26 protein-coding genes are annotated in these 23797 nt (G+C 69.0%); 11 read left to right on the forward strand and 15 right to left on the reverse strand.

Going from position 1 to position 23797, the window contains the following annotated elements; genetic code table 11:
- Positions 1 to 10: 10 nt before the first annotated feature.
- Complete coding sequence (locus AB0I34_RS36600; protein ID WP_360454519.1) at positions 11 to 2020, reverse strand: hypothetical protein; 2010 nt, start codon at positions 2018 to 2020, stop codon at positions 11 to 13.
- Between the two features lie 260 nt (positions 2021 to 2280).
- Here AB0I34_RS36600 and AB0I34_RS36605 point away from each other — a divergent pair, with 260 nt between their 5' ends.
- A complete protein-coding gene (locus tag AB0I34_RS36605; protein ID WP_360454522.1) occupies positions 2281 to 2523 on the forward strand; it encodes a hypothetical protein in 243 nt (80 codons plus the stop codon).
- Here the strand turns inward: AB0I34_RS36605 and AB0I34_RS36610 are convergent.
- On the reverse strand, positions 2517 to 2915 hold the full coding sequence (locus AB0I34_RS36610) for a VOC family protein (protein ID WP_360454525.1): 399 nt from the start codon (positions 2913 to 2915) through the stop codon (positions 2517 to 2519). The two genes, AB0I34_RS36605 and AB0I34_RS36610, sit on opposite strands and share 7 nt — an antisense overlap.
- A 230-nt stretch (positions 2916 to 3145) precedes the next feature.
- On the opposite strand from AB0I34_RS36610, the gene AB0I34_RS36615 reads away from it, so the two are divergent.
- Positions 3146 to 4051 (forward strand): GTP-binding protein LepA, encoded by a 906-nt coding sequence (locus AB0I34_RS36615; RefSeq protein ID WP_360454528.1) that lies wholly within the window; start codon positions 3146 to 3148, stop codon positions 4049 to 4051.
- On the forward strand, positions 4051 to 4635 hold the full coding sequence (locus tag AB0I34_RS36620; protein ID WP_360454531.1) for a TetR/AcrR family transcriptional regulator: 585 nt from the start codon (positions 4051 to 4053) through the stop codon (positions 4633 to 4635). Before AB0I34_RS36615 ends, AB0I34_RS36620 begins: the two co-directional genes overlap by 1 nt.
- A 7-nt stretch (positions 4636 to 4642) precedes the next feature.
- Here the strand turns inward: AB0I34_RS36620 and AB0I34_RS36625 are convergent, their stop codons facing one another.
- Both AB0I34_RS36625 and AB0I34_RS36630 read right to left on the reverse strand, forming a co-directional pair.
- Positions 4643 to 5128, reverse strand: coding sequence for a DUF6328 family protein (locus AB0I34_RS36625; RefSeq protein ID WP_360454534.1), 486 nt, complete (start codon positions 5126 to 5128; stop codon positions 4643 to 4645).
- 70 nt (positions 5129 to 5198) lie between these two features.
- Complete coding sequence (locus AB0I34_RS36630) at positions 5199 to 5894, reverse strand: GAF and ANTAR domain-containing protein (protein ID WP_360454537.1); 696 nt, start codon at positions 5892 to 5894, stop codon at positions 5199 to 5201.
- Between the two features lie 369 nt (positions 5895 to 6263).
- Between AB0I34_RS36630 and AB0I34_RS36635 the strand changes: the two genes are divergently transcribed.
- Positions 6264 to 7211, forward strand: coding sequence for a helix-turn-helix domain-containing protein (locus AB0I34_RS36635; RefSeq protein ID WP_360454540.1), 948 nt, complete (start codon positions 6264 to 6266; stop codon positions 7209 to 7211).
- Between the two features lie 25 nt (positions 7212 to 7236).
- Here the strand turns inward: AB0I34_RS36635 and AB0I34_RS36640 are convergent, their stop codons facing one another.
- Positions 7237 to 7920: an ANTAR domain-containing protein gene (locus tag AB0I34_RS36640; RefSeq protein WP_360454543.1), complete on the reverse strand. Its 684-nt coding sequence runs from the start codon at positions 7918 to 7920 to the stop codon at positions 7237 to 7239.
- Between the two features lie 141 nt (positions 7921 to 8061).
- Between AB0I34_RS36640 and AB0I34_RS36645 the strand changes: the two genes are divergently transcribed.
- From AB0I34_RS36645 to AB0I34_RS36665, 5 genes are all read left to right on the forward strand, one after another.
- Positions 8062 to 8205, forward strand: coding sequence for a GPGG-motif small membrane protein (locus AB0I34_RS36645; protein ID WP_360454546.1), 144 nt, complete (start codon positions 8062 to 8064; stop codon positions 8203 to 8205).
- Between the two features lie 662 nt (positions 8206 to 8867).
- Positions 8868 to 10295, forward strand: a complete 1428-nt coding sequence (rox, locus tag AB0I34_RS36650; RefSeq protein WP_360454549.1) for a rifampin monooxygenase — start codon at positions 8868 to 8870, stop codon at positions 10293 to 10295.
- A 36-nt stretch (positions 10296 to 10331) separates the two neighbouring features.
- Entirely contained in the window at positions 10332 to 11255 is a 924-nt protein-coding gene (locus tag AB0I34_RS36655; protein ID WP_360454552.1) for a 2-dehydropantoate 2-reductase, read from the forward strand.
- A 61-nt stretch (positions 11256 to 11316) separates the two neighbouring features.
- A complete protein-coding gene (locus tag AB0I34_RS36660; protein ID WP_360454555.1) occupies positions 11317 to 12312 on the forward strand; it encodes a cation diffusion facilitator family transporter in 996 nt (331 codons plus the stop codon).
- A gap of 64 nt (positions 12313 to 12376) precedes the next feature.
- Positions 12377 to 12670, forward strand: a complete 294-nt coding sequence (locus AB0I34_RS36665; protein ID WP_360454558.1) for a DUF1905 domain-containing protein — start codon at positions 12377 to 12379, stop codon at positions 12668 to 12670.
- Here AB0I34_RS36665 and crcB (AB0I34_RS36670) read toward each other — a convergent pair whose 3' ends face one another.
- The 5 genes from crcB (AB0I34_RS36670) to AB0I34_RS36690 all read right to left on the reverse strand — a co-directional run bounded on the left by crcB (AB0I34_RS36670) (position 12671) and on the right by AB0I34_RS36690 (position 16267).
- On the reverse strand, positions 12671 to 13045 hold the full coding sequence (gene crcB, locus AB0I34_RS36670; RefSeq protein WP_360454561.1) for a fluoride efflux transporter CrcB: 375 nt from the start codon (positions 13043 to 13045) through the stop codon (positions 12671 to 12673).
- The gene (crcB, locus tag AB0I34_RS36675; RefSeq protein WP_360454564.1) at positions 13042 to 13524 is read right to left on the reverse strand and encodes a fluoride efflux transporter CrcB; all 483 of its coding nucleotides are present in this window, start codon (positions 13522 to 13524) and stop codon (positions 13042 to 13044) included. The genes crcB (AB0I34_RS36670) and crcB (AB0I34_RS36675) overlap by 4 nt, the downstream gene beginning before the upstream one ends.
- A gap of 185 nt (positions 13525 to 13709) precedes the next feature.
- Positions 13710 to 13853 (reverse strand): hypothetical protein, encoded by a 144-nt coding sequence (locus AB0I34_RS36680; RefSeq protein ID WP_360454566.1) that lies wholly within the window; start codon positions 13851 to 13853, stop codon positions 13710 to 13712.
- Positions 13854 to 13946: 93 nt separating this feature from the next.
- Positions 13947 to 14798 (reverse strand): helix-turn-helix transcriptional regulator, encoded by an 852-nt coding sequence (locus AB0I34_RS36685; RefSeq protein ID WP_360454568.1) that lies wholly within the window; start codon positions 14796 to 14798, stop codon positions 13947 to 13949.
- Between the two features lie 56 nt (positions 14799 to 14854).
- A complete protein-coding gene (locus AB0I34_RS36690) occupies positions 14855 to 16267 on the reverse strand; it encodes an MFS transporter (protein ID WP_360454571.1) in 1413 nt (470 codons plus the stop codon).
- A gap of 137 nt (positions 16268 to 16404) precedes the next feature.
- Between AB0I34_RS36690 and AB0I34_RS36695 the strand changes: the two genes are divergently transcribed.
- Positions 16405 to 17064, forward strand: coding sequence for a class I SAM-dependent methyltransferase (locus tag AB0I34_RS36695; RefSeq protein ID WP_360454574.1), 660 nt, complete (start codon positions 16405 to 16407; stop codon positions 17062 to 17064).
- Between the two features lie 62 nt (positions 17065 to 17126).
- Positions 17127 to 18203 carry an enolase C-terminal domain-like protein gene (locus tag AB0I34_RS36700; protein WP_360454577.1) on the forward strand — a complete coding sequence of 359 codons (1077 nt, stop codon included), beginning with the start codon at positions 17127 to 17129 and terminating at the stop codon, positions 18201 to 18203.
- Here AB0I34_RS36700 and AB0I34_RS36705 read toward each other — a convergent pair.
- The 5 genes from AB0I34_RS36705 to AB0I34_RS36725 are packed head-to-tail and all read right to left on the reverse strand — an operon-like array spanning position 18190 to position 23764.
- Positions 18190 to 20073, reverse strand: coding sequence for a Na+/H+ antiporter NhaA (locus tag AB0I34_RS36705; RefSeq protein ID WP_360454580.1), 1884 nt, complete (start codon positions 20071 to 20073; stop codon positions 18190 to 18192). The two genes, AB0I34_RS36700 and AB0I34_RS36705, sit on opposite strands and share 14 nt — an antisense overlap.
- A complete protein-coding gene (locus AB0I34_RS36710; protein ID WP_360454582.1) occupies positions 20070 to 20495 on the reverse strand; it encodes a VOC family protein in 426 nt (141 codons plus the stop codon). Before AB0I34_RS36710 ends, AB0I34_RS36705 begins: the two co-directional genes overlap by 4 nt.
- Entirely contained in the window at positions 20495 to 22177 is a 1683-nt protein-coding gene (locus AB0I34_RS36715) for an MOSC and FAD-binding oxidoreductase domain-containing protein (RefSeq protein WP_360454584.1), read from the reverse strand. The genes AB0I34_RS36710 and AB0I34_RS36715 overlap by 1 nt, the downstream gene beginning before the upstream one ends.
- Positions 22174 to 23031 carry a DUF427 domain-containing protein gene (locus AB0I34_RS36720; RefSeq protein ID WP_360454587.1) on the reverse strand — a complete coding sequence of 286 codons (858 nt, stop codon included), beginning with the start codon at positions 23029 to 23031 and terminating at the stop codon, positions 22174 to 22176. Before AB0I34_RS36720 ends, AB0I34_RS36715 begins: the two co-directional genes overlap by 4 nt.
- 13 nt (positions 23032 to 23044) lie before the next feature.
- Positions 23045 to 23764 (reverse strand): SDR family oxidoreductase, encoded by a 720-nt coding sequence (locus AB0I34_RS36725; RefSeq protein WP_360454591.1) that lies wholly within the window; start codon positions 23762 to 23764, stop codon positions 23045 to 23047.
- Between the last annotated feature and the right edge of the window lie 33 nt (positions 23765 to 23797).

The raw sequence follows: 23797 nt of genomic DNA on the forward strand, positions 1-23797 counted from the left end.
TCTGGCCCACTCAGGAGTCGGAGCGCACCGATGGCACGTTGTGCTCGACGCTCCCGTCGCCCACCCGAGAATAGGTTCGCTGGGCGCCGGACATGTCACCCGATCCAGGTGAAGCCGGTACGGATGTGGCACGGTCGAAGTACAGGTAGGCGACGGCCGATCCGGTGAGTGGCATCGCGAGCGCGAAGAGCAGCGATGAGACCACGTTGATCAGGACGGGCGACAGATCGGTGGCCAGGAGCAGGACGATCCCGGCGATCGGTCCGACGGCCAGTCCCAGCCCGATGATGATCGCGAGCGGTACGGCGGTCCGCCACCAATGGCCGCGGACGAGCCTCCGGCTGCGTCTCAGCGCCGTACCTCCGGAGCAGTGCTCCGCCATGACGACCGGTATCGCGAACGCCCGGCTCGCCGCGTAGTACACGGCCACCGGGATCGTCGCCACGAAGAAGGCGAGTACTGCGAGTACGACGAAGTACTGCAGGGCCACCCGGATCAGCGGCCGCCGGCGCGAGAAGACATGGCGCAGCACTCCCATCGCGGTGACGGTCTCGCCTCGATCCAGCTGGTCGAGCATCCTCGTGACGGCCGCGAGCAGTACGACGTACGCCGCGATCGTGAGGATCGTGACGGCCAAGGTGATCAAGGAGGCCCAGAAGCCCGGAGCGTTCTCGGTCGGCGCGCCGAGGTCGGTGGGTGCGTCGCGCCGGGCCACCTGGAACCTGGCGAGAGTCAGAGTCGCCAGGCTCAGGACGATGAACGCTGTCGCGAACCCCGCGAACAGGCCTGGCCGCTGCCGGAACAGGCGCAGCGCGGCGACCACCGTCTGACCCCAGGCTCGCCGTCTTCTGGCGGGCAGAGGGGCAGCATCGGTCCACTGCGTTCGGCTCGCCGCGAACCAGATCAGCCCGATGAGCGCGGCGAGGACCAGGCCCAGCAGCCAGGGCCGGTCGAGGGTCTCGCGGACCAGGTTGGATCCGGTGGCGACCGCGGCGCAGAAGGCACCCGTGCTGCTCGGACCAAGCAACGTGCCGGCCGGCACCGTACCGCTGTCGTCCCGCCAGGTCTCCTCGGCGTCCTGGATCGGTGTGAGCCACGACGTTTTCATGTTCGGGCCGGTCGGCCCGTCGAAGAACGAGCGCTGTCGTTCGCCCCATCGGCCTTCGAATCCAAGCCAGGGGTACTCCCGCAGGTAGTCCGCGCGGGCCAGCGGTACGTAGGCGACCCGGGGACGGATCGCGGCCTGAGGCCGGGTGGTGTCGTCGCAGCCCAGTCCTTCCGAGCCACGACCGAGGTACAAGCGCTGCCCGTACTTGTTGGCATGTGAACCGGCCGCCGGGTAGACGACCGGATGGGTTCCGTCGACGACCTCGAGCTTGGCGTCGCCCCATCGGGCTCGCTCGGCGCCTCCGTGCTGGCTGAATCCGACCGCCGTCGGCTCCGTGGTCAGCGCGGCCGCGGGGCTCGCCGCGTCGAAGATGAGCTGGATCGATTCCCAGTCGCCTTCGTGGGTGTTGTTGTAGTCGTTGAAAACGTAGAAGAACCAGTACTCCAGCGAGAGCTTGCCGGGGAACGCCGGATCCGCGACGACATGGGCATAGACAGTGGCCGGGTGGACCGCGTTGATCAGCGCCGACCACTCGGCGTAGGTGCAGCCCGGACGCAGCGGATCACCCGGGAAGTCGAGGAAGTGCCCGGGGAACCCCGGGCTGATGTCCTTGCCCTTCGGCTGCGTCTTGACCAGGTCAGGCGGTCGCCACGGGCCTCGCAGCGCGACCTGTTGATCGCCGAGCACGGCCTCGACGTCGGTCGGCTGGAACTGCTCGCCGTCCTCGCACCTCGGCGATGCTTCCTGCAGTTTGACGACGGGGGAGTAGCGCTCGGCCAGCGCTTGCGCGGCGGGGTCGTCCGGCGAGGCGGTGGTGCCGGCTGCTGCTGAGTCCGGCAGCCAGAGCATCGTCACGGTGAGGAAGGCGAACAGCAGTGGCGGCAGGGATCGTCTCCAGGCGCGGGCCGTCATTTCCACAGCATGCGCACGACGTAGCGCTCCCCACACCATCCGGCTCTGGCGTAACTTCGGCGGCCGAGGTCACCCGATCCAGGTGATCCTCGCGCCCGTCAGTGATCCCGTCAGCGCAGAACGCAACGGGATGCGGGTTGCCGCGACGAACCGGACGTACCGGCAGCCGGACCGCGCGCGGTCTCCCCCTGTCCGGGGGAGGCCGAAGGCCCCGGCCGGCAGCAGAGTCGTGGGTGACGGGGTGCGAAAGGGGGCTTCCCATGGGCCATTACGTCATCAGGGTGAAGGGCGAACTGTCGCGCGACCTGACCGATGCCTTTCCCTCGATGACCGCCGATTCCGAGCCGGCGCAGACAGTCCTGCACGGGCACCTCGACGATCAGGCGGCGCTGGCCGGCATCCTCAACCACCTCGACATGCTCGGGATCAACATCATCGAGGTCCTGCAAGTCCCCTCGACCCGCCCGCCCGACGACGACCCCGCATCCAGCACCGCTCAGTGATTACTCCAGCCCCGGGTACACAGGACCAGGCGGTAGGAGTCCGGATCGGCGATCGTCACGCCCCAGGTGTCCCAGTACGGGTTGCGGGACGGAACCAGTTCGCCGCCGGCCGCGATCAGGCGTGCGACCAGTTCGTCCGGCACCGGCCCGTCCAGGTAGACCACCAGGAGGTCCTCCTCGGTCGGCTGCGGTTGCATCGGATCGCCGTCGATCTGCACCAGTTCGAGATGCCAGCCCGCCTCCGGCCAGCCGACCATCAGGAGGTGGTGGCCGTCCTCGGACTTCCGGTAGATCACGCTCAGCCCGAGACCGTCGACCCAGAACTGCTCGACGGTGGTCAGATCCCTGCTGGGACGGGCTATCCGCACGTGCGCCTGCTGTTCGATCGCCATGCGACCCACGCTAGGCAGCCGCCGGCGGATCACGTCACCGCGGCCCCGGCGGAGGCCTGCTCTGGCGGGTGGTGTATTGGCTGCCGATTGATGTGTCCTGACATGTCAGCGAGGTCACAGGGATCTGACTGACTGATCAGTCAGTTATCTTGCTACGCTCGACAGTGCTGCATTTGGGGCATTCCTGTCGATGGAGTGAGGTGCCGACCATGGCGCTTGCGGATGTGTCTGTGTCTCGCCGGAGAAAGGCCCGGCGGGAGGAGTCGAGGCTGGCCGACCATGTCGACCGGCTGGGGGCGGAACACCCACCGATCCCGCTCGACAGTGTCGACTACACGATGAAGCGGCCCGGCCTGCTCGCCGAGCGGTTCGGGTCAGTCCTGGCCTACATGTCGCGGGTCGAGCTCGAGGTCGAACGGAACGTTCTCGAACTCAACATCCTGCTTCCCGACCCACCCGAGGTCGACCAGCATTTCTACGCCGACGTATGGATGCCGCAGGAGACGCACCACGGCCTGATCCTCGACCGTCTCCAGGTCCTGGCCGGTCTCGATCCCACCACGCCCAACCTGACCGACGTGTCGTTCCGGCTCAAGCTGCTCGGAGCGCTCGGCCGGGTGGGCGCCGTACAGGACGTCAGCCGGATGCTGTACTACCTGACCGGGCTGGCCACCGAGCGATCGGCGGTGCTTGCCTACAACAAGCTTCACGCCGGCATGCTCGAGCTGGGGGAGCGGGCCGTCGCGAGGACCGTGGTCGCACCGATCCGCCGCCAGGAGCCTGGGCACTTCGCGTACTACCAGATCGCCGCCCGTGGTCTCTGGTCGCAGTTGGGTGGCTGGCAGAAGTGGCTGGTGCGCACGCTGCGGCGGACGACGTTCGGCCCGGTCGGTGCCGAGAACAAGCAGCAGCGGCTGGAGTTCGGCAAGGCGATCCGCGCGTTGGGCATCGTCACCGGTGACGACGCGGATCTTCAGCACTACGCCGATCAGGTCGGGCGGGTCGAGCACGAGTTGCTCTGGGCCAACCGGCGAGGTCTGCGGGTCCCGAAGTACGTGTTCGAGTCCTTCCGTCGTGCCGCCCACGCGGCCGCGGACCTGGACGGTGATCACCAACCCGCCCCGGGACGGGCCTGATGATGACCGCCGCCGCTTCCGGGCGCCCCTCCAAACGTGAGGCCATCATCGAGACGGCCGAGCGTCTGTTCGCCGAGCGCGGGTACGACGCGACGTCGACAGCGCTGATCGCGCACGAGGCCGGCGTACCGACCGGGCTGGTGTTCTACCACTTCGCCACCAAGTTGGATCTCCTGCTGGCCATCGTGCACGAGAGGCCGACACCAGGTGAGGTGCTCCGGACCGCCGCACGCGGCCGGTCGGTTCACCGGCGGTTGCGGGCCGTCGTGTCGTCCATGGCCGAGGAACTCGAACGTAATCGCGCGGCGCGGATCATCGTCTTCCGGGAGGCGCAGGCCCGTCCCGAGATCGCCGACCGCGCGGCAGAGTTGTTCGACGAAGCCACCACCACGGTCGCGGAGATCCTCAGCGGCGCCGAGGACGTCGTCGCCGAACCGGATCGAGTGCGGACCGCCGCGGATCTCATCGTCAGCCGCGTCTTCCTGGACATCATCGCCCTGGGTCAGGCCGACACCGCGACCAAACGCCACGCGGCGATGATCGACCTCATCGAGGAGTCACTCACCACGCCCCACGCCAAGTGACGTCGGCTCAGACGCCGTCCGGTTCGCGGGTCTGCCGGACGTACGCCGGGATGACGAACCAGAAGGTCAGGAACCACACCAGTACGGCGATCACGACGCCGATGGCGACCGGTCGGGACACGACGACGTCCAGCGCGAGCAGGACCCCACCGCAGACCGCGGTGACCAGGAAGACCAGGCCCGCGCGCAGCAGGTAGTCGGCGATCGTCACCAGGCGGTCGCGCAGGCCTTGGCGGTAGACGATGCGGTGCAACGAGATCGGTGCGAGGAACAGGGCGACTGCGAGCGCCGAGGCGATCAGCGTGCAGGCGTAGACGAGATGGGTGAAGTTGTCGGCGGCCTGGAAGGCGTTCTGGAACGCGATGCTCAGCAGGAACGCGAACAGGATCTGCGTGCCGGTCTGGGCCAGCCGCAGTTCCTGCAGCAACTCGTTCCAGTGCCGGTCGAGGCGCTCGCCGGAGCTCTCGTCCTCGCGCCGGTAGGGCTGGGTCATGGCTACCCGATCGTCCGGTGGTTTGCAGGTCTGGTACCCCACGTCACCTGCGCGTATGCGAGGTCGAGTACTACGGGAGTTCGCGGGTGTCGATGAGTTGCTGGGCGACGTCGCGGAGTTTGGTGTTGGTGTCCTGTGAGTAGCGCTTGAGGATGGCGAAGGCCCGGTCGCCGTCGACGTCGAAGCGTTCCATCAGGATGCCCATGGCCTGACCGACGAGCTTGCGGGCATCGACGGCCTGCGCCATCGATTCCTCGTGCCGCGCGGAGGCGAGGGCAACGGATGCATGCCGCGCAAGGATGTGGGCGATCGCCTCGTCGTCGGGACTGAACGCGTCCGGTGACGGGCTGTAAAGCCCGAGTACGCCGACTGTCGAGCGATTGCCGTCACCAGTCACCATCGGTACGTCGAGCACGCTGCGCACCCCGAGCGCGGCGACCTTCGCGGCCCACTCCGGCCAGCGGTCGTCGGTGGTGGTGTCACGAATCAGCACGGTGGTGCGTTCACGGAGCGCGGTCACCAGCGGCCCGCATTCGGAGGTGAGCTGCAGGTCGTACACGTCCGCGACGACCGGGTCGGTGACCGCGGCGATCTCCGCCTGCGATCCACGGGAGTACAGCGCCACGCCGGCGTAGGTGCAGTTGAGTGCGTGCAGGGCGAACTGGACGACGGCGTCGACCGTCTCGTCCACGCCCGAGGCGTCGTGCAGCTCGACCGCCAGGCGGGCGAAAGCCATCGCCGCGTCGTTGGCGTCCGGGTCAATCATGGCCACACAGCTCCTGGGGGTCACCAGGGACGCCCGCGTGTGAGCGCCCGTGGTCATCATGCAGGTCCTATGACCGATCCCGCCGCGCTGCGGGGTAACAACTCAGTGACCCTGCCAGGATTGTCGTTCTCCGGCCGTCGGAGGGTGCGTTCTCCGGATTGTGCCGCCGGAACGAGCCGTTTGGGGCGGTCTGGGCCCGCTGCGCCACTGAACGGGTCCAGACCTCGAGGCTTCCCACCGCGCGAGCGTTGAGCAACCTCTCTCCCCTCCCTGTGCCCCGAATGCCCGGATGGATGCATCGCGCCACTTGGCGTACCTTGGGGTCGGCTGTAGAAGTCGGCCGCTGGGGACTGTTCGCAGGATGGGTGCATGGAGTCCCTCACATTCGAGAGCCGCGATCTGGCGCGCACCGAGGAGTTCCTCAACCGCGCGTACACCACGATGCGGATCGGCGGCGGCACGGACGACGTGAGCGCGCGGATCACCCGCGAGGCGGTGGGCTCGATCAGTGTCGACCGGCTCGACATCGGCTTCGAGATGAAGTACGACGCCGACCCGCTCGGCAAGATCTGCCTGTGCGTGGTCGAGGCCGGCACCGTGCAGGACCACGCCACCGATGGCTGGCAGGACGCCTTCGGCCCGGGCGATGTCGTCTCGTTCGCCCCGCCGGATCGCCCGTACGTCGGCAAGGTCTGCCGGTCGCGCTACAGCATCACCATGTTCGATCCCGCGCTGCTCACCCGGACCGCAGGCGTTGACAACCGAACCGGTGGGCCGGTCCGGCTGCTCGGCCATCGCCCGCACTCGGCCGCGGCCGCCCGCCACCTGGTCAGCACGATCAACTATCTGGGCGATCAGGTGCTGCCAGGCTCGACGGTACGGACGTCGGTGTTGCTGCAATCCTCGGTCTCGCGCCTGCTCGCCTCGAGCGTTCTGGCCGCGTTCCCGAACACGGCGCTGATCGCGCAGGATCGGGCCGACGGACGTGACGCGCATCCGCGGACAGTGCAGCGGGCGATCGCCTTCCTGGAGTCCAGCGTCGATCAGGACGTCGCCGTCGGTGACGTCGCTGCGGCCGCCGGCGTGACTGTGCGTGCGGTTCAGACTGCCTTCCAGCGGCATCTCGGGACCACCCCGATGGCGTACCTGCGCCTGTTGCGCATGGCCGAGGTCCGCACCGAGCTCCTCGCCGGCGATCCGGCCAAGCTGTCCGTCACAGCCGTGGCAGCGCGCTGGGGCTTCCACCACCTGGGTCGCTTCGCCGCCGCCTACCGGGAGCAGTACGGCGAGTTGCCGAGGACAACGTTGGGCCGCTGAACCCGATCGTTGCCCTGGGCGACGGTCAGCAATCGCCGTCGAGTTGCAGCCGGCGACTGACGATGAGCCGGGCCACCCGCGCCAGCGTCTCGTCGCGGGCGTAGGCGCGGGCACGCAGGAGCGCCGAGGCATCCTCGATGGCCAGGCCCAGATGGCCCGCGATCATCCCGGTCGCCTGATGGACGACGGTGCGCGACATCCACGGGCTGCGGTCGTCGGGTTCGTCGCCGGTGGGTGGATCGTTGAGCAGCGCGACACCGAGTGCGTCGGCGACGAACTGCGAGGTCTGCGGGCTCTCCGTGAACGTCCGGCCGTCGGCGACGTACGCGCTGAGCACACCGAACGGGCGTCCGCCCGGGCGGATCGGGAAGCACCGGATGGTCAGCGGTCCGACCGCGGCCAGCGCCGAGCGGACGAACTCCGGCCACCGCCTGTCGGTCTCGAGGTGCGCCGCGACCGCCTCGCCGGCGCCGTAGGCCGCATGGCCCGGCCCCTCGCCGAGGACGTCCTGCAGGTCATCGAGCCGCGCGGCCGTCGAGTCGGTGGCGCTCAGCGTGACGCGGTTCGTGGCCGAGTTCTCGATCGTGATCGACGTACCGACCGCTCCGAGCAGGTCACGACAGGTGCGCCCCAGTTCATCGGGACGACTGCGCGCGGGCGCCACCGTGATCGCCTCGATCAATCGGGTGAGAATCGCACCGCGCTTCATGTCAGGCCCAGTACCCGCCCGGCCGCCGACCATGCCGGGCCGAGGTCCACCCGTTTGTGCGGGGTTGGGCGCGGGCACCGGATCGGAGCACGGGGAGTTCAGTTGCCGGGTGTTCGCCCGGCCCGTCTGATGGGAAGGGCCATGGCTCTCATTCTGTGGATCATCGCGGTGATCCTCGTGATCTCCGGGATCGTCTCCCTGTTCCGCGGCCAGGTGCTGTGGGGCGCGGCGCTGATCGTGATCGGCCTGCTGGTCGGGCCGGGTGGGGTCAGCATCTTCACCTAGATCTCTACCGGAAAACCGGTCGCCTGCCCCCACGTCGCCTCCGCGTGGGGGCAGGCGTCGTTCGGGGTCGGGATTGTCCGCCGGCCGGACGGATCCGCCGACCTGCCGAGCAAACCGGCAGTGATGCGCCCCCAACGGCAGGTGATGTCGCCGATAGCCACTTGTATGCCGCCAGCGATGACATAACCCGCTGGCGAATCATCAGACGCGGGTTCCGGACACGGCACCCGCCGCTGGGAGGGGGTCTGCGCTGGCTCTCCTCTAGCTGGCTCTCCAGGGCCGTCGACCGGTTCGGTGAGATCAACATCGCGATTTGGGGAGCGGAACAGTCCGGATCGGTGTAGGAACCCTCCCCGATCTCGGTGCACACCGGGGCGTGGCGGCGCTATGGCCACTGTCATCCGCCAGCCGGCAGGGAGCACTACCCGTGCCCTTGGCGACCAACTGGCGTCGACGGTACGCCGGGAGCTCGGGCGATGGCCGCGCCGCCGCACCGGGTCTTCCTCTGATAGGCCTGCAGTAGGCAAAAGAAAAGGCAAGGAGAATTGCACTCTCCCTGCCACTATCAACCTATAACGCACCGGGGGACTTGCCGCAAGCCCCGGGTTCTGCTGGAGAATCGCCGACCGAAACGCAGAACCTACGGAAATCAGGGGGATTGCATGATCGACGTGATCGTTGCCGGTGGCGGGCCGGTCGGCATGATGCTGGCCGCGGAGCTGCGGCTGCACGGTGTGGCCGTGGTCGTGCTGGAGAAGGCGCTGGAGCCGACCAAGATCGTTCGCTCGCTGGGTCTGCACGCACGCAGTATCGAGGTGATGGACCAGCGTGGTCTGCTGGACAGGTTCCTCGCGCTCGGCACGAAGTACCCGGTCGGCGGCTTCGCCGGCATCTACAAGCCGGCGCCGGAGCGGCTGGACACCGCACACGGATACCTGCTCGGCATCCCGCAGGCCATCACCGACCGCCTGCTGGCCGAACGTGCCGCCGAGCTGGGCGCCGACATCCGGCTCGGCTCCGAACTGGTCGGGCTGAGCCAGGACGACGACGGCGTCACCGTCGACCTGGCCGACGGCACCCAACTGCGCTCGCGCTACCTGGTCGGCTGCGACGGCGGCCGCAGTACGGTGCGCAAGCTGCTCGGCGTCGGTTTCCCGGGCGAACCCAGCCGGGTCGACACGCTGCTCGGCGAGATGGAGGTGACCGCTCCGCCGGAGACGGTCACCGCGGTGGGGACCGAGGTCCGCAAGACCCAGCTGCGGTTCGGCGCCATGCACGTCGGGGGCACCGTGTTCCGGTTCGTTGTGCCCGGCGCACCGGTGGTGTCCGAGGACCGTGCGGAGGCGCCGACGCTCGAGGAGTTCAAGCAGCAGTTGCGGCTGACTGCCGGCTCCGACTTCGGCGCACACTCGCCGAGCTGGCTGTCCCGCTTCGGCGACGGCACCCGGCTGGCCGAGAGGTACCGGTCCGGTCGGGTGCTGCTGGCCGGCGACGCTGCGCACGTCCATCCGCCGATCGGCGGGCAGGGGCTGAACATGGGCGTCCAGGACGCCTTCAACCTCGGCTGGAAACTGGCCGCCGAGGTCAACGGCTGGGCACCGGAGGGGCTGCTGGACAGTTATCAGATCGAACGGCATCCGGTGGCCGCCGACGTACTGGTGAACACGCGCGCGCAGATGGAGCTGCTGTCCACCGAGCCGGGTCCCCAGGCGCTACGCCGGCTGCTGGGGGAGCTGATGGACTTCGAGGACGTGAACCGGTACCTGATCGAGAAGAACACCGCGATCGCGATCCGCTACGACTTCGGCGAGGGCCACGAACTCCTCGGCCGCCGATTGCGGGACGTGGAGCTGAAGCGCGGTCGCCTCTACGAGCTGATGCACGAGGGCCGCGGACTCCTGCTCGACCAGACCGGCCGGCTGTCGGTGGCAGGCTGGGCAGATCGGGTCGACCACGTCGTCGACGTCAGCGAGGAACTGGACGTGCCCGCGGCGCTGCTGCGGCCGGACGGCCACGTGGCGTGGGTCGGTGAGGCCCAGGAGGATCTGGAGAGGCACCTCCCGAGGTGGTTCGGGGCCGCCGCAGGCTGAGCGATAACTTGTACGGGCGCTCAACGAGGAGGCTGTATGCGGATCGCAGTGATGGGGACCGGCGGGATCGGCGGGTACTTCGGCGGCCGGCTGGCGCTGGCCGGGCATGACGTCGCGTTCATCGCGAGGGGCCGCCAACTCGAGGCGCTGCGCACCCATGGCCTGCGCCTGGAGAGCCAACTCGGCGATGCGCAACTGCCCACGGTCGCGGTCACCGACGATCCGGCGCAGCTGGACCCGGTCGACATGGTCTTGTTCGGCGTGAAGCTGTGGGACACCGAGGCATCGGCCAAGCTGATCGAGCCGCTGCTCACCGAGCGTACCGGCGTGGTGTCGTTCCAGAACGGTGTGGTCAAGGACGACATCCTGCGCAGCGTTCTCGGCCCGGAGCACGTCATCGGTGGCGTCGCCTACATCGCCGCCACGATCGCCGAGCCCGGTGTCATCCGCCATTCCGGTCCGCTGCAGAAGCTGGTCTTCGGTGAGTACGACGGCAGCACCTCGGCGCGGGTGCAGGAGTTCTACGACGCCTGTGTGGCCAGTGGCATCGATGCCGAGATCAGCGGTCAGATCGAGCAGTCCATCTGGGAGAAGTTCGTCTTCCTGGTCGGCCTGTCCGGTACGACGACCACCGCCCGTACGCCGATCGGCCCGATCCGCAGCCACCCGCGGGCTCGCGCTTTCCTGCACGACGTGATGGACGAGGTCGTGCAGGTCGCGCAAGCCCAGGGTGTGCCGCTGCCGGCCGACTTCGCCGACGGACGGCTCGCGTTCGTCGACACGGTGCCCGCCGACATGACGTCGTCGATGCACCACGATCTCGACCGCGGCAACCGGCTCGAGGTGCCGTGGCTCAGTGGGGATGTGGTTGCCCGAGGCAACGCCCTCGGCATCCCGACGCCGTGCAACCGCGCGATCACCGACATCCTGTCGGTGCACAGCGAGGGCCGCGCGGGCTGACCAGACCGTGCGGTCGGCCACGTTGCCGCCGCTCCTGGACAAGCCGGGCTAGCCTCGGAGAGTGAGTTCCGGGCAGGAGGCTGCGGCTTCAGGTAACGGGGAGAGCTTCGTCACCGTGCTGGTGGCGTTGACGGCCAATCTGCTGATCGCGACGGCCAAGTCGGTGGTGGCCGTGATCACCGGGTCGGCGGCGATGCTGGCGGAGGCCGCACACTCCTGGGCGGACACCGGGAACGAGATCTTCCTGCTGATCGGCGAGCGCCGGGGCGCGAAGCCGGCCGACGCGACGCATCCGCTCGGGTACGGCCGGGTCGGCTACGTCTGGTCGATGTTCGCCGCCTTCGGCCTGTTCGTCGTCGGTGCGGCGGTCTCGGTCTGGCACGGCATCCAGTCGCTGCACGGTGGCGAGGGCGGTACGTCCTACGGCTGGGCGTACGCCGTACTCGGGATCTCGTTCGTGCTGGAGGGGATCTCGTTCGCGCAGGCGCTGCGGCAGACGAAGGCCGGTGCGTTCGAGCGGATGCTGCGGCCGCTGCGGTACGTACGGCTGACCTCGAATCCGGTGCTGCGTGCGGTGTTCGTCGAGGACCTGTCGGCGCTGATCGGCATCGTGATCGCGACGCTGGCCATCCTGCTGCACCAGCTCACCGGCGACCCGGTCTGGGACGCGATCGGATCGATCGTGGTCGGTCTGCTGCTCGGCGGTGTCGCGCTGTTCCTGATCAGCCGGAACATGGACTTCCTGACCGGCGAGGCGGTCTCGCCCCTGGGCCGCAACCGGGTCCTGCGCGCCCTGCTGGAGCACGACGCCATCGAGCGGGTCAGCTTCCTGCACATGGAGTGGGTCGGCGCGGACAAGGTCTTCCTGGTCGCCGCGGTCGATGTCACCGGCAACGATCGCGAGTCCGACGTCGCCGTCCGGCTGACCGCGGTCGAGGACGCGCTGAACGCGCGGCCCGAGATCCAGCGAGCGGTCCTCACCCTGAGCCGCCCCGGCGACCTCACCGACCTGCGCCCGGTCCAGCTCCCCGCCTGGTACGTCGACCCGTCAGCCTGAGCGCGCTCAACCAGGTTGTCGTTCCGGAAGGGAGACGTCCGGAATGGGGGCTAGCATCTGCCGCGTGGACCTTCTTGAACTGCACTTCGAGGGCGAGATCTGGGAGTGGCGTGGGCCGGCGCCGTACTACTTCGTCACGGTGCCGGAGGACGAGGCCGCGGAGCTGCAGGAGGTCGCCGCGGCGGTCACCTACGGCTGGGGTGTGGTGCCGGTCCGCGCGACGATCGGCGGCACCGAATGGACGACGTCGCTGTTCCCGAAGGACGGCGGCTACGTGCTCCCGCTCAAGGATCGCGTCCGCAAGGCCGAGGGCATCGGGGAAGGCGACACGATCTCGGTCACGATGACCCTGGCCTGATTAGGGCCAGATGGCCTGACTGATCGCGACGCCGAGGAAGACGCTGCCGAGACCGGCGACGATGCTGACGGCCACGTTCGCGACGGCGAGGAACCGGCCGCCGTCCTCGAAGAGCCGCAACGTCTCGTACGAGAAGGTCGAGTACGTCGTGAGCGCGCCGCAGAACCCGGTACCGACGACGAGTTGGACCTGATGCGGCAGTGCGGACGCCGTACTCGCGCCTGCCACGACGCCGAGGATCAGCGAGCCGACGACGTTGACGGAGATCGTGCCCCACGGGAACGCGGAATCGTGGCGCTTCTGGACGGCGCGATCGGTGAGGTAGCGCAGCGGCGCTCCGATCACGGCGCCGGCGATGACGAGGAGCACGCTCATCGGATTCTCCCGACGACCAAGGCTCGGGTCGCGGTGACCGTCGCCCAGACGGCGATCAGGGCACCGGCGACCGTGGCGGCGAGGTAGAGGAGCGCCGTTCCGGGATGCCGGCCTGCGATGAGTTGCTGGATGTCGAGCGCGTACGCCGAGAACGTCGTGAACCCGCCGAGTACGCCGGTGCCGAGAAAGGGGCGGATCAGCCGTTGCCGGGTCAGGACCTCGCTGACCACGACCATGAGGATCCCGATCAGGCCGCAGCCGACGACGTTGATGACCAGGGTCGCCCAAGGGAAGGAGCCGGGTGGCGTCGGCCACGCTTGCCCGACCAGATACCGAGCCACTGCCCCGATGGCGCCGCCGGCCGCGATGACGCTCAGGACAGCCGTGTCCCCGGTACGGCGTACCGGGCGGTCGTGGCGCAGGTCGACATCAGGGTCGACGGGTTCCCAGGGGGCCCGGTCCGTCCGCTCGTGCTGCATCCCTTCGATCTCCTACCTGGACAGGCGTCGGCGCTGAGCGCCGCACGGTTCGACAGGTAGGGACTGTTGGCCGCCGGGTGGCGACGGTTCGGTCCGGCGAGCCCCACCGCCGGTCAAGCCCCGCCAGCATACCTAGCCTGCCGGCCGTGCCGATCGCCCAGTCCGCCTGCCGGCCGGTCGGCAGGTCAGAACCGATCGAACGGGAACTCCCGCGACTGGAGGCCGAAATGGGTGTCCAGCAGTACGTCGTCGTCCGCCGCCGTGGACTGGGAGCGCTCTCCCTCCAGAAGCCGCAGTAACGCCATCATCCTGCGGGTCGCCTCGCACATACCGGATCACCCCCTCCTGAGACCTATCGGCCCCAGCCCCCGAAACGTTTCGCCCGACCTTGTTGCAATTGGCAACAGGCCGCGCTCTCCGGCTCAGGGCGTGATGTCCGCGGTGCCTCGGTCGAGGAGGTCGAAGGCTGCGGCTGAGGCGGACTCGGGCTGGGCGGTGTACATCAGCAGGCGGTGGGCCGAGCCGTCCGGGAACTGCACCGCCTCGTAGCCGAGCTCCAGCCGGCCGACCATCGGGTGCTGGAAGACCTTCGTACCGAAGGAGCAGTTCAGGACGGAGTGGCTCGACCAGAGCCGGGCGAACTCCGGGCTCTTCATGGAGAGTTCACCGATCAGCTCGGCCAGGTAGCGGTCGTCCGGGTGCCGCCCGGCGACCAGCCGCAGGGACGCCACGGACCGCTCGGCCTCCAGCTCCCACTCGACGTACAGCTCGCGGGTGTGGGGGTCCAGGAACAGCATCCGGGTCAGGTTCGGCCGGGTGTCGGGCGAGTCGGGGCTGTGCTCGTCGTAGTGGCCGGCCAGCAGGCGGTGGGCCGTGGAGTTCCAGGCCAGTACGTCGCTGCGCCGGTCCATTGCGACCGCGGCGACACCGCTCATCGCGGTGACCAGGCGCCGGGCGCCGTCCCGAGCCGCCTCGGACTCCGGTGCCTGTGGGCGGCGGTGGTTCGACGGGCGGGCCAGGTTGCGCAGGTGGGCCGTCTCGTCGTCGTCCAGGCGGAGTGCCCGGGCGATGGCGAGCAGGATCTCGTCAGAGGCCTGTTCGCTGTGGCCCTGCTCGAGCCGGGTGTAGTAGGTCATGCTGACCCCGGCCAGCTGAGCGAGTTCCTCCCGGCGCAGTCCCGGCACCCGGCGGGCGCCGTACGAGACCATGCCGACGTCCTGAGGCTGCAGCCGGGCTCGCCGGCTGCGCAGGAAGTGTCCGAGGTCGGTCTCCACGAAGTCCATCGTAGAGCCGGTGCCTGGGTCCCACTCGGCACAATTCCGGCACATGGTCACTCGCCGCCCTTCGCCGGCCGCAGCAGAACACCAGTCAGTACGGCGCCCAGCACAGCCAGGCCGGCGTTCACCCAGATGGCTGTCGTGACCCCGTTGATCACCTGGTCCGGGCCGTCCGCGCCGTGCATGGCAGCCGTGGCGATGGCGCTCATCACCGGGATGCCCATCGTGATGCCGACCTGCTGGCTCATCGTGGTCAGACCGGTCGCCAGGCCCTGCTCGTCGTCGGGCAGGTTGGACGTCGCGGTGACCATGAAGCCGACGATGGCGATCAGGTTGGCCACGCCGCCCACGAACGTGGTGATGAGCAACAGAACCATCCAGCCGCTGGAGGTGCCCAGCAGCACCAGCGGGACAGTGGCCGCTGCCTGGAGCACGAAGCCCGTCACGATCGTCTTGCGGGAACCGATCCGGCCCAGCACCTTCGGTGCGACCAGGCCGCCGAGGACTGTGCCGATCCCGAGGACCGCGAACGACAGCCCGGTCGTCAGAGGCGAGTAGCCGAGCACCTTCTGCAGATAGAGGGTCAGCAGGAAGACCAGCGAGGTCTCGGTGGCGAACGCGAGCAGACCGGCCAGGTTGCCCCACCGGACCGACGGACGACGCAGTACCGGCAGCGGGACCAGCGCGTCCTGCACCCGCCGCTCGACCAGGAGGAAGCCGACCAGCAGGATGACGGCCGCCGCCAGCGCGATCAGAGCATGGGCGTCGGTCCAGGAGGTCTCGCCGACCCTGGTCAGGCCGTACACAAGGGCCAGCAGGCCGCCGGTCGCGGTCAGTGCGCCCCAGACGTCCAGCCGCAGCCGGTCCTTCGGCCGGCCCTCGACCAGAGTGCGCGGACCGAGCAGCAGCACCATCGCTGCGACTGGGATGTTGATGAAGAAGGCCCAGCGCCAGCTCAGGATGTCGGTCAGCAGGCCGCCGAGGATGGCGCCGGTGGTGAAACCTGCAGCCATCAGAGCGCCGTTCAGGCTGAGCGCGCGCTCCCGCAGCGGTCCTTCGGGGAACGAGGTGGTCAGCAGCGACAGTGCGGCCGGGGTGACCGCTGCGGTAGCCAGGCCCTGGGCGATCCGGGCTGCGATCAGGATCGTCGGTGTGGTGGCGAGTCCACCGGCCAGCGAGGCGAGGCCGAGGACGGCCATGCCGATGAGGAAGAGGCGCTTGCGGCCGAACAGGTCGGCGACGCGGCCGAACAGCAGCGTGAAGCCGGCGGCGCAGAGCGCGAACGCGGTGGCGATCCACTGCAGGTGCGCGAGGGGCAGCCCGACGTCCTGACCGATGGTCGGCAGCGCGACGTTCAGGATGGAGAAGTCGACCGCGAGGGTGAAACCGGCGGTCAGCAGCACCAGCAACACCAGTCGCTGCCGCGAGGGGCTGACCGTGGGGGTGGTCAGGCCGACGACACTCATGGGAGAAAGTCCTTTCGGAGGTTGGTTTCTCCACTGTCGCGACATCGGACCCGCCGTACCTCACTCCCTTCTGCCTAGCACTGACAGTGACAGGCACAGCCAGGTCACAGGCACGGCCGGACGGCATGATGGACGGCATGAGTGCGATCCGTGAGCTGCCGAGAGTGGTGCCGGCCGAGCCCGGCAAGCCGGTCCGCAAGGAGGCAGCAGCCAGCCAGCAGGCGTCACTCAACCTCGCGGTGCACCCGTCGTCGTGGTCGCAGGACCAGGCCGATGAGGTCGTACGGCGCTACACCGAGCTGGCACCGGAGTGGGACGGCGAACGTGGTGGCTACCGGCCCGTGCCTCTCGCGGACGCGCTGCAGCGTGGAGGACCGTGGCCCGACGGACTCTGTCTGGAGGTCGGCTGCGGTACGGGTCTGCTGACCGGTCTGATCGAGGACGTCTGGTCGCGGGTGGTGAGCATGGATCTGACCTGGGAGATGCTGCGCCGGTCGTCAGCGCAGCAGCGGCTGCAGGGTGACGCGTCGCGGTTGCCGGTGCGGGACAGTTGCGCGCAGGCCGTCGTACTGGCTGATGTGCCGTTGTTCGCGGACGAGGTGGTACGGGCGCTCGCGCCCGGCGGTGTGGTCGTGTGGTCGAACGCGCTGGGCGTGGACGCACCGCACCACGTTCCGATCACCACTGTGCTGGGCGTCCTGGAGGATGCGTCAGGCCGATCCTGGTCTGCGGTGACCTCTCACGCCGGTTGGGGACTCTGGGCCGTACTGCGAGTCAGGGCCAGCGCAACCGCCTAGCCCGAACAGGACGACGCGCCTCTCGCATCCGGTGCCCGGCCGGTTGGACGTAGGGTTCCAGGGTGACTCTCTCCCGGCATGTGGTCCGCTCCGTCACGACCGCCGAGGTCGGCTCGCGCTATCTCCGGGCCGTGGGACGGAACTCCTTCCGCGGTCATCACGGCAGCGGCAACACCTCGACGGCGTACGTCGTCGAGACCGACCGCGGGGCCAGCGGCTGGGGACTGCCGCTGTACGACGGTGATCCGGCGCGGCTGATCGGCAAGAACCTGGCCGAGCTGATCGATCCGGCCCGGGGAGTGGTCGATCCGGCCGCGGAGTTCCTCGACTATCCGCTGCACGATCTGGCCGCGCGGATCCTCGACGTACCCGTGTATGCGATGCTCGGCGCGGCCGGGGCGCCGCGGGTGCGGAGCTACAGCGGCGGGATCTACTTCGACGATCTGGACCCCGACGACGCGCCGGCCGGGACGGACGCGATCCGGGCGAACCTGGCGCAGGACTACGAGTTCGGCTTCCGCGACTTCAAGCTGAAGCTCGGCCGCGGCTACCGCTGGATGGACCCGCAGGAAGGCCTCGAGCGCGACATCGAGGTGACGCTGCTGACCCGCGAGCTGTACCCGGACGCGGACATCCTGGTCGACCCGAACGACGGCTACACCGCGAACGCGCTGACCGCCTACCTGGCCGCCGTGTCCACCTGCCACCTGTACTGGATCGAGGAACCGTTCGCCGAACGCTGGGAGGACTTCCGCTTCCTCCGCGAGCACCTCGCGACGCTCTCGTGGCAGCCGAAGATCGCCGACGGCGAGTTCGATCCGGACGAGGACCACATCCTCCGGCTCGCGCAGGAAGGCCTCGTCGACGTCGCCCTGATGGACGTCGTCGGCCACGGCCTGACCGCCTGGCGCCGCACCATGCCACGCCTCGCCGAGACGTCGGCCGAGGCATCCCCGCACGCCTGGGGGATGCCGCTCAAGTCCTTGTACGCCGCGCACATCGCCGCCGGACTCGGCAACGTCTCCATCATCGAAGGCGTCCCCGGCAACACAGTGGGCACCGACGGAAACGGCTACACCCTCGCCGACGGCCACCTCACGCTGTCCGACGAACCCGGCTTCGGCATCACGTTGAAGTAGCCAGCTGCTCGTCGTACGCCAGCTGGATGGCCTGGTTGAGGACGGGCAGGTCCTGGGGGCCGTCGTGGCGGTGGTCGTTGATGAAGAACGTCGGGGTGCCGGCCACACCGCTGCGGTCGGCGGAGTCCACGTCCTGCGCGACGCGAGTGGTGTGGTCGTGCTGGACGAGGTCCTCGCGGAAGCGGTCGACGTCGAGACCGAGGTCGGCGGCGTACCCGAGCAGGTCGTCGAGCTCGAGATTCTGCTGGTTGGTGAGCAGGAGGTCGTGCATCTGCCAGAACTTGCCCTGCCAGCCGGCGGCCTCGGCGGCCTCCGCGGCGAGCTGGGCGTGCGGGTGTACGTCGGGCAGCGGCAGGTGCCGCCAGACGTAGCGGATGTGATTGTTCTCGGCGAGCAGCTCCCGGGCCGTCGGTGCGGCCATCTGAGTCCATGGGCATTCGAAGTCGCCGTACTCGACCACTGTCACCGTCGCCTCGGCCGGACCGCGGATGTGGTCGCGGGACGGGTCGACCGGTGGGGCGAGGTCGATGGGCAGGGTGGCGGTCCCGAGCAGCGCACGGGTGCGGGTGCGGACCGACAGCAATCCGATCAGCCGGTAGAAGCTCACGCTCAGCACTGCCGCTGCGATGGCGGCCGCCAGCACGCCGAGCTTCGCTTCCTCCAGCGTCGGGCCGGTGAAGGCGAGGTCCGCGATCAGGAACGAGACGGTGAACGGTACGCCCGAGATCATGCCGCTGCCGAGTACTCCGGCCCAGCCGACCGACGGACGTACGGCGCCATGCGTGGTCCGAGTGAGGATCCACGAGGTGCCCGCCACGGCGATGGGCTTGCCGATGACGAACGCGACGACGATCCCGACCGTGACCGGCGCGGTCACCGCTGCCTTCAGCAGGTCTGCGTCGATCACGATCCCGGCGTTGGCCAACGCGAACAGCGGAACGATCACGTAGCTGGTCAATCGGTGAAAGGCGTGCTGCAGCCGCGCGTTCGCTGACAGCGTCCCGGTGAGCTCACGCGTTGCCGAACGGGCGAGCTCCGGCGTCGGCTGCTCGCGGAACAGCCGGACCAGAGTGGTCGCCTGCTCCAGCGCGTCCCGGCGCGGCACGTACGCCGACGTAGCCAGGCCGACCGCGAGACCCGCGACGACCGGGTCGATGCCGCTGGCAAGCAATCCCGCCCAGACCACGAGCGCGAGCAGGGTGAAGACCGGCCGGCGGTAGCGGTATCCCAACCGCGTGCTGGCGAGGACTCCGGCGTACGCCGCGATCGCGACCAGCAGGCCGGTCAGGTGGATCTCGCTGGTGTACGCGACCGCGATGACGAGCAGGGCGACGACATCGTCGACGACGAACACGGTGAGCAGGAACGTCCGGATTCGATCGGGGACGTGCTGCCCTGCCACCGCGAAGACACCGAGCGCCAACGCGGTGTCGGTCGACATCGCCGCGCCCCAGCCGTGGACACCGGAGCCAGAGCGGTTGATCGCCAGATAGATCAGGACCGGGATGACCATACCGGCCAGACCGGCTGTGACCGGGAGGATCATCCGGCGCCGCTCCCGCAGTTCGCCGAGGTCGAACTCGCGCCGCGCCTCCAGTCCGACGACCAGGAAGAACAACGCCATCAGCCCGCTGTTCACCCAGGTACGCAGATCCAGCTCGGCCGACCACGGCCCGATGCGGACTGCGAGAACCCAGTCCCAGAAGGCGTCGTACTGGTCGGTGGCGACGTTCGCCCAGATCAGCGCGAGCACGATCGCGGCCGCCAGGATCGCGGCGCTGGCCGCCTCGGTCCGCAGGAAGGCACGCAGCGGACTGCTGGCCGGGCCGACCATGGACATCGGCAGCTCGCCCGGGTCCTTCGGCTTCATGAGCGCCTGATCTCCTGCAGGGTCCAGGTGTTGCCGTCGGGGTCGGCGAAGTCGGCCATGCTCGCGTAGCTGCGGCGGTCGGGATCCACACCGGGTGCGAACCCGCCGTCCCAGGTGTCCACCGGAGACTTGTGCCGGATGTCGGAGACCTTGATGCCGCGGGCGGCCAGCTCCTCGTGCGCAGCCGCCAGATCGGCGACCACGAGGTAGTTCGCGCGCGCCGAGCCGGGCGCCGCGTCGGTCAGCCCGTCGCCGAACTGGATCGAACAGGCCGAGCCGGGCGGGGTCACCTGGACGACCCGGAACCCGTCGCGCGGGTGGTAGTCGACGTCGAGGGCGAAGCCGAGCTTCTCGGTGTAGAAGGCCTTGGCCTCGTCGACGTCGTGGACGGCCAGGGTGACGACTTCCAGTGAAAATTCCATCACATGTCCAGAACTAGATCGGTGGTCGGTCGGGCGCAGCAGACCAGCGTCTGACCTTCGGGCGGTGGCTCCAGCGGCGTGGGGGAGTAGGTGACCTCACCGGACAGCAGCGGAGTGATGCAGTTGTGGCAGACACCGGTGCGGCAGCTCCAGCGCGTCGGTACGTCGCAGGCCTCGGCGAGCTCGAGGACACTGCCGTCCCGGAACGGCGTGGAGATGCCGCTGCGGGCAAAGGTCACCAGCGGCCCGTTGCCAGGCGGTCCTGGTGGCTGGTGAGGCGGTTGCGTGGTCTGGTCGGTGATGCCCGGGTTCGTCGGCGGCAGTGCGCCGAACAGTTCGGTCCGGATACCGGCCGGATCGATGCCGATCGCGGTGAGCGCCTCGCGCATGTCCGTCATGAACCCAGCCGGTCCGCAGATGTACGCCGTTGCGTCGTCTGGGAGGGCCAGGTCGACCAGCTTGTCCTTGGTCAGGCGACCCTCGGTCGCGGTGTAGCAGATGTACTCGTGCGTGTTGGGCAGAGACCTGAGCAGCTCCCGCGCCTCAGCCGCCAGCGGATGCTCGTCCGGCCCTCGAGCACAGTGGATCCACCAGACCTCGCGCGTACTGCGTTGTTCCGCGAGGTCATGCAACATCGACAGGACCGGTGTCAGCCCGATCCCAGCGGAGAGCAGCACGATCGGATCGGTCGATTCCTCCATCACGAACTCGCCCCGCGGCGCAGCAACCTCCAGTACGGCGCCCGGCCGCAGGTTCGTGGTCAGGTAGCTGCTCCCGATGCCGTGGGGTTCGTGCTTGACGCTGATCCGGTACGAGCCGGTCCCGGGCGAGGAGGACAGCGAGTAGCTCCGCACCGGGACCGGCAGACCGGCGTCCGCGAGTTTGAACGTGAGGTACTGGCCGGCGCGTGCGACCGGCAGCCGGCTCCCGTCCGCCGCGGCCAGGCGGATCGAGGAGACGGTCGCGCTCTCCGGGATCACCTCGGTCACCCGCAACGGACGGAAGCCGTCCCAGGCCGGCTTGGGGGTGGTGGTCTCTTCCAGCAGATCGCGGAACGAGCCGAGCCAGCCTGGACTGAGGGCGGGGATCTGTGTCGCGATGCGCAGCTTCGCGACATCCCGGTTCGGTAGGTAGAGCAGGGCGTCGGTCTCGGTGACGCTCAGGGCACCCGGACCGGTCCTGGTCTTGACGATCTGGTCACCGGCCTCGATGTGGCCTTCCGTGATCACCCGGCAGTAGAAGCCGGGCCGGTGACGGCTGACCAGCAACGCGGGCAGCTCGGGTTCGCCCATACGCAGGCCGACGCGGTAGCAGGTGACCCGCGGCTGGGTCACCTCGAACTCGGCCTCGCCGATCCGGTACCGGTCGCCGATGCACACCTCGTCGTCGGGCAGTCCGTCGACGGTGAGGTTCTCGCCGAACTGCCCGTAGACGAAGTCGTCCCGCCCGAAGTGCTGCTCCCAGTACCGGTACGAGTCGATCTGATAGACGAGTACGGCGCGCATCTCGCCGCCGTGCCCGGCGGTGTCGCCCTGCCCGTCGCCGTCGATGTTCAGCCGCCGGACCATGACCGGGCCGTCGACCGCCTCCTTCCACACCCCGGTGTAGACGGTCTTGCCGTTCCAGCCGACGTCCTTCGGCCGGCCGACGTTCACCGCCAGCACTGTTGCCGCATCGCTCATCCGGACAGTTCCTCCACGGTCAGATCGCGGTCGACCCCATGCGAGATCACGCTCTGTCCAGGCTCCAGCCGCAGCCGCGTGCCGTCCAGTTCCACCTCGACCTTGTCCGGCTCGAACGAGATCATCCCGGAGATCCGCCGTACCTCAGTCCAGGCGTCCTCGTAGCCCCACGCCGCACCGCGGGCGTCGCCGATGTCCCAGTAGCTGCACAGACCCTTGTACGGGCAGAAGGTCTGGCCCTCGACCGGGGTCAGCGCCGAGTCGTCCACGTCCTCGCGCGGTACGTACCACCGCGGCGCGAAGCCCGATTCGTAGAGAGCGAGCGGCCGGGTGGACTCGGCGACGATGCGGTCGCCGTCGCGGACGACGAGATGGCGGCTGGTCTGCCGGATGTCGATCCGGTGGTAGGCGTCGGCGGCGTGGCCGACGATCCGTTCGTCCTCCTCGTAGAAGGCGTCCATCGCCCGCCACGCGAACGCGACGCGTCCCTTCAGATCGCTCGCGTGATCGGGCAGTGCGGTGTGCTGCCAGGCCGCGCGGGTCTTGCTGCTGTCGCCCGCGGTCACGGTGTACCACGTCGTCTCGCCGAGGTCGCGATGCTGCGTGGTCCGCTCGGCGGCCTCCAGGACACCGGTCACGATGTCACCGATCGGGAAGTACGCCACCGGATACCGCGCAGGCTCATGCAGCAGTACGACGTCCGCACTGTCGGCGATCCACCGGTCGCCGAACTTCACCCGCATCCGCCGGCGCAGCGGCTCCGCGAACAGCAGTCGCTCCGGCAGTGGGTCGGGGACCAGGAATCGGCCGATCGCCGCGGTGGCGAGCGGACCCTGTTGCCAGGAAAGGCCCATGGTTCGGCTCCTCTCAGATCAGCGGTTCGCCGCCGTCGATGCGCAGCGTCGTACCCGTCAGGAAGGTGTTGGTCATGGCGAACAGCACCGCCGCGGCGATGTCGTCGGTGGTGCCGATCCGCCGAGCGGGATTGCGGGTGCTCATGTCCTCGAAATAGTCCGCCTTGCCCGCGTCGCCGAGGGCGTCCCAGGCGCCGGTGTCGATCACGCCGGGGGAGACGGCGTTCACCCGGATCGGAGCCAGTTCGAGCGCGAGCGACCGGGCCAGTACGTCGGCTGCGCCGTTGGTGATGGCCACCGCCAGGGTGCCGACGGCGATCTTGGCCGCGGCGACGCCCGAGAACAGCGTGAACGAGCCACCCTCGCTGATCCGCACCGCCAAGTGCTTGGCGAGCATCAGCGGGCCGATCACCTTGGTGTCGAACGACAGCCGGACCTTCTCCTGATCGAGGTCGGCGAGCTTGCCGCGCGCCCGGGCCGAGGCGGTCGAGACGATGTGATCGACGCTGCCGATCCGTTCCCCGAGGGCGGCGATGGTGGCCTCGTCGGTGAGGTCGACGTACTCGGTCCGGACGCCCGCGTCTTCGGCGTACGCCTTGGCGAGAGCCTCCTGGTCCCGGCCGGCCGCGATGACCTGTGCCCCCGCGTCTCGCGCGGCCGTGGTCACGGCGCGGGCGATCCCGCCGCCGCGCCCGATCACGAGCACGGTGCGGTCCTGGAGTGGTGCGGCCATGGCGAGGGTCCTTTCGGAGGGCAGCGGATTACC

Origin of the sequence: Kribbella sp. NPDC050281 (genome assembly GCF_040655855.1) — a bacterium.
Classification (GTDB): domain Bacteria; phylum Actinomycetota; class Actinomycetes; order Propionibacteriales; family Kribbellaceae; genus Kribbella.

Excerpts from the sequence above, each read along its gene's own strand:
- AB0I34_RS36605 (WP_360454522.1), top strand. The coding sequence starts at position 2,281 with ATGGGCCATTACGTCATCAGGGTGAAGGGCGAACTGTCGCGCGACCTG.
- AB0I34_RS36610 (WP_360454525.1), bottom strand. The coding sequence starts at position 2,915 with ATGGCGATCGAACAGCAGGCGCACGTGCGGATAGCCCGTCCCAGCAGG.
- AB0I34_RS36640 (WP_360454543.1), bottom strand. The coding sequence starts at position 7,920 with ATGAAGCGCGGTGCGATTCTCACCCGATTGATCGAGGCGATCACGGTG.
- AB0I34_RS36600 (WP_360454519.1), bottom strand. The coding sequence starts at position 2,020 with ATGACGGCCCGCGCCTGGAGACGATCCCTGCCGCCACTGCTGTTCGCC.
- AB0I34_RS36725 (WP_360454591.1), bottom strand. The coding sequence starts at position 23,764 with ATGGCCGCACCACTCCAGGACCGCACCGTGCTCGTGATCGGGCGCGGC.
- AB0I34_RS36680 (WP_360454566.1), bottom strand. The coding sequence starts at position 13,853 with ATGTGCGAGGCGACCCGCAGGATGATGGCGTTACTGCGGCTTCTGGAG.
- AB0I34_RS36690 (WP_360454571.1), bottom strand. The coding sequence starts at position 16,267 with ATGAGTGTCGTCGGCCTGACCACCCCCACGGTCAGCCCCTCGCGGCAG.
- AB0I34_RS36655 (WP_360454552.1), top strand. The coding sequence starts at position 10,332 with ATGCGGATCGCAGTGATGGGGACCGGCGGGATCGGCGGGTACTTCGGC.
- AB0I34_RS36695 (WP_360454574.1), top strand. The coding sequence starts at position 16,405 with ATGAGTGCGATCCGTGAGCTGCCGAGAGTGGTGCCGGCCGAGCCCGGC.
- AB0I34_RS36705 (WP_360454580.1), bottom strand. The coding sequence starts at position 20,073 with ATGAAGCCGAAGGACCCGGGCGAGCTGCCGATGTCCATGGTCGGCCCG.
- AB0I34_RS36710 (WP_360454582.1), bottom strand. The coding sequence starts at position 20,495 with ATGGAATTTTCACTGGAAGTCGTCACCCTGGCCGTCCACGACGTCGAC.
- AB0I34_RS36715 (WP_360454584.1), bottom strand. The coding sequence starts at position 22,177 with ATGAGCGATGCGGCAACAGTGCTGGCGGTGAACGTCGGCCGGCCGAAG.
- AB0I34_RS36720 (WP_360454587.1), bottom strand. The coding sequence starts at position 23,031 with ATGGGCCTTTCCTGGCAACAGGGTCCGCTCGCCACCGCGGCGATCGGC.
- rox (WP_360454549.1), top strand. The coding sequence starts at position 8,868 with ATGATCGACGTGATCGTTGCCGGTGGCGGGCCGGTCGGCATGATGCTG.
- AB0I34_RS36635 (WP_360454540.1), top strand. The coding sequence starts at position 6,264 with ATGGAGTCCCTCACATTCGAGAGCCGCGATCTGGCGCGCACCGAGGAG.
- AB0I34_RS36620 (WP_360454531.1), top strand. The coding sequence starts at position 4,051 with ATGATGACCGCCGCCGCTTCCGGGCGCCCCTCCAAACGTGAGGCCATC.
- AB0I34_RS36625 (WP_360454534.1), bottom strand. The coding sequence starts at position 5,128 with ATGACCCAGCCCTACCGGCGCGAGGACGAGAGCTCCGGCGAGCGCCTC.
- AB0I34_RS36645 (WP_360454546.1), top strand. The coding sequence starts at position 8,062 with ATGGCTCTCATTCTGTGGATCATCGCGGTGATCCTCGTGATCTCCGGG.
- crcB (WP_360454561.1), bottom strand. The coding sequence starts at position 13,045 with ATGAGCGTGCTCCTCGTCATCGCCGGCGCCGTGATCGGAGCGCCGCTG.
- AB0I34_RS36630 (WP_360454537.1), bottom strand. The coding sequence starts at position 5,894 with ATGATTGACCCGGACGCCAACGACGCGGCGATGGCTTTCGCCCGCCTG.
- crcB (WP_360454564.1), bottom strand. The coding sequence starts at position 13,524 with ATGCAGCACGAGCGGACGGACCGGGCCCCCTGGGAACCCGTCGACCCT.